Below are 2,646 nucleotides of genomic sequence, written 5' to 3' on the forward strand. Positions count from 1 at the left end.
TGGTTCGTGGAGCTGCCCTACATCAGTTGGTCGGGAAAGACGAAAGACCTACGTCTCGCCTCGCCAAATCTGGGCGAGGCACTACTACTCGATGATCACGGCCCCTATGTCCATCCCGGGCAGGAGCACCTTTGGGTCCAGGCCCCATTGTTCGGTTCTCCCTATTCATCAGACGATGATGGCCTCAACCTGGTACTCCACCGTTTACTTGATCGCACCCGTAATGCGGACGCTGACTTGCGCCCCCTAGCCCGGAGCGGAGACGCGTAGCCATGCGTAATCCATCTTTGGTTCAGCTCAAGCTCGCATGACTCGCTTCGCGCCCTCACGAGAAATCCTGGATGCCGCCGCAGCACGGCGCGAAAGTCTCGCCTCACAGTGGTTCAGTGCAGCACAGGTCAATGCCGGGCTGGACTTGAAGCTCGGCAGAGGCTGCCACAGTGCAAGCGAGTTGCGACGTCAGGGGAAGCTGCTGGGGGTGTATGTCACGCACCCCAACGGCAGCTACCGCTACCCGATCTGGCAGTTTCGCCCAGATGGCCAGCCCGTTGAGCGATTAGTCGAGATCCTAGCAGTGTTGCGGGACTTTGGTCCTTTCCAGCGTGAGCCGGATGGTCTGCGTCGCAGTACCGGCTGGGGCGAGGCCGAGTGGTTCTTGTCGCCGCACGCGTTGCTTTGGGGCGCGGCACCGGCCGCGATGCTGAGTGTAGACCCTGCCCGCGTGTTGCATGCAGTGCAGTGCGAGTTCGAAGAGCATGTCTGATAGGGGCCTTACCGAGATGACTCAACACTAGCGTCTACCCGACATCCATCAATTGAAATTGAGTCTGGCAGTCCGGAACCAATTGAGAGCGAATACCCGGAAGCCTACAGTCTGTCGGCTTGCAGGCCTCCAGCAATCTATGGCTATGCTCACCTGGTGACGATGCAGCAGTCGCCAACCGGCGAGACACAGGCTCAGCCAAGTTCCTGCAACGCGCACATCGAGGACAATCATAGGGCGAATGTCGAAGTTACCCCTTAGTTGAATCCAGGTCTATTGCAAGAACAGCCGCTCTTATTCACCCCCGTGATCTCATACGACAGAGACTGATAGGTCCAGGTCTGCATCAACCCGGGCTACCTCATCGACTTGTTACGCGGTTCAAGGTGAATGGCCTCACCTGTCTAGGTGATGGCGTCCTGCCCGTCCAAGTAAGATCGCACCTCCCGAAGTTCGCTCAAGCCTCCGCGGCAAAGAAACTCCAGCACGGTGTTCCCAGCAAACATGGGCGCCATGTTTGGTCGCCTTATCCAGCCATCCGCCTGAACGGGGTCAGGCAGAAGGATATGAAGAGCTTTGTAGATGCCAAGTAGATAGCTAATCCGTATCAATACGTCGTCATCGATATGCTCGTGAGCCCCTCGCGCCCATGCCTCGTAAGAAGCATCAGGTGGACCTCCAAGCAGCGCTCTCTGCTGAAGTTCCGACAGTTCCCAGCTCGCAGCGAGGTTGAAGAAGGCTCTTAACGCATCGCCTGAAAGCTCGTCGCGACTGAGCGGATCTTTAGGGATGCTCATCATGTGCTCATCTTCCAATCGACCTCCCTTAGGGGAACATCTTGGCATGCCACAACCCCACGCACACAGGTGCTCCGTCATCTCTTTCAACAGCCGGCAGCATGCCGATCCTATCGCAATCCACGAACTGCATTTGGTGCTGAATCTTCTGACATGGTAACCGCTGTAGCGGCATGCATATCAGATTATCTGATACGTAATCAGAAAATTTATGCGCCACAAATAAGAGAATGTTCTCTCTGTTTGCAATATGAAGGAGAGTGAGTGATGCTCGCCTACATGGTGCCCTTATCGATGCAAACGCTCGCACTTCGCGCAACGAATCCTGACCAGCTCGCCGAGCAGGTGGCGGAGGAGTACGGGCTTTATGTCCGGCTCTCAGAAGTCTGGATGCTGCTTGGCTACAACAGCGTCAGCGCTGCCAGGCGCGCGGCATATGACAACCGACTGGGAATAGCAACCTCAACCATTCCCGGCAGGAAGGGGCGCATGATCCGATCCAGGGATCTCGCCCAATGGTTGTTCAATGCATCACGCGGCGCGGATCCCGTAACCAATCGGCAGGCCACTCAATGATCCCGATCTTCCACATGGAGGCCTCCAGATGAGCTAAGGCACCTTCTGGGGCAGAAAAGACAAACCCCGGCTTGCAGGCCGGGGTCTGTTTGAGGCGCAGCGATGAGAACCGCTATGCCGAATCTACCCCCTTACCCCGATAAGAATCAACCCCTAGGCATTCCGGGAGGGAGGCGGCTGCCCGCCTCCCAGTAGATAGGCAGGGATCCATGAATCAAGAAGAACTGGCCCAGCGTCTGCGGGAGCAGGAGGGCCTAACTGTCGAACAGCGACAGCACATCCTTGAGATGGCTAGCTCGAGTCCAGCGCGGAAGCCAGGAAAGGGCGCGCTGAACAACGTTGTGACCCACTTCAGTTCAGTCAAATGTGACCAGCTCATCACGCTGGAGAGTCATACCGTTGAACATCTTTTCGCGCTGACTCTGGAGCTGGATCCGGATGTGCTTGGCTACTTCCCGCAGGTCGCCTGTAAGGGAGTGAGACTTGGCAATCATGTAAGGAGCGGCACCT

At 56.8% G+C, this 2,646-nt stretch carries 4 protein-coding genes; 3 read left to right on the forward strand and 1 reads right to left on the reverse strand.

Features of this window, described 5'->3' with window-relative positions:
• Positions 1-307 precede the first annotated feature (307 nt).
• Positions 308-763: a hypothetical protein gene (locus ABZX22_RS44770; RefSeq protein WP_354923368.1), complete on the forward strand. Its 456-nt coding sequence runs from the start codon at positions 308-310 to the stop codon at positions 761-763.
• A gap of 404 nt (positions 764-1,167) precedes the next feature.
• Here the strand turns inward: ABZX22_RS44770 and ABZX22_RS44775 are convergent, their stop codons facing one another.
• Positions 1,168-1,578 (reverse strand): hypothetical protein, encoded by a 411-nt coding sequence (locus tag ABZX22_RS44775; protein ID WP_354923371.1) that lies wholly within the window; start codon positions 1,576-1,578, stop codon positions 1,168-1,170.
• A gap of 246 nt (positions 1,579-1,824) precedes the next feature.
• On the opposite strand from ABZX22_RS44775, the gene ABZX22_RS44780 reads away from it, so the two are divergent.
• The gene (locus ABZX22_RS44780) at positions 1,825-2,136 is read left to right on the forward strand and encodes a hypothetical protein (protein ID WP_354923374.1); all 312 of its coding nucleotides are present in this window, start codon (positions 1,825-1,827) and stop codon (positions 2,134-2,136) included.
• A gap of 209 nt (positions 2,137-2,345) precedes the next feature.
• Positions 2,346-2,646, forward strand: a 301-nt coding sequence (locus tag ABZX22_RS44785) for a hypothetical protein (protein ID WP_354923377.1), incomplete at its 3' end; no start/stop codon positions are given.

The organism is Nonomuraea sp. NPDC003804, from assembly GCF_040610675.1.
GTDB lineage: Bacteria > Actinomycetota > Actinomycetes > Streptosporangiales > Streptosporangiaceae > Nonomuraea.

Excerpts from the sequence above, each read along its gene's own strand:
- ABZX22_RS44770 (WP_354923368.1), top strand. The coding sequence starts at position 308 with ATGACTCGCTTCGCGCCCTCACGAGAAATCCTGGATGCCGCCGCAGCA.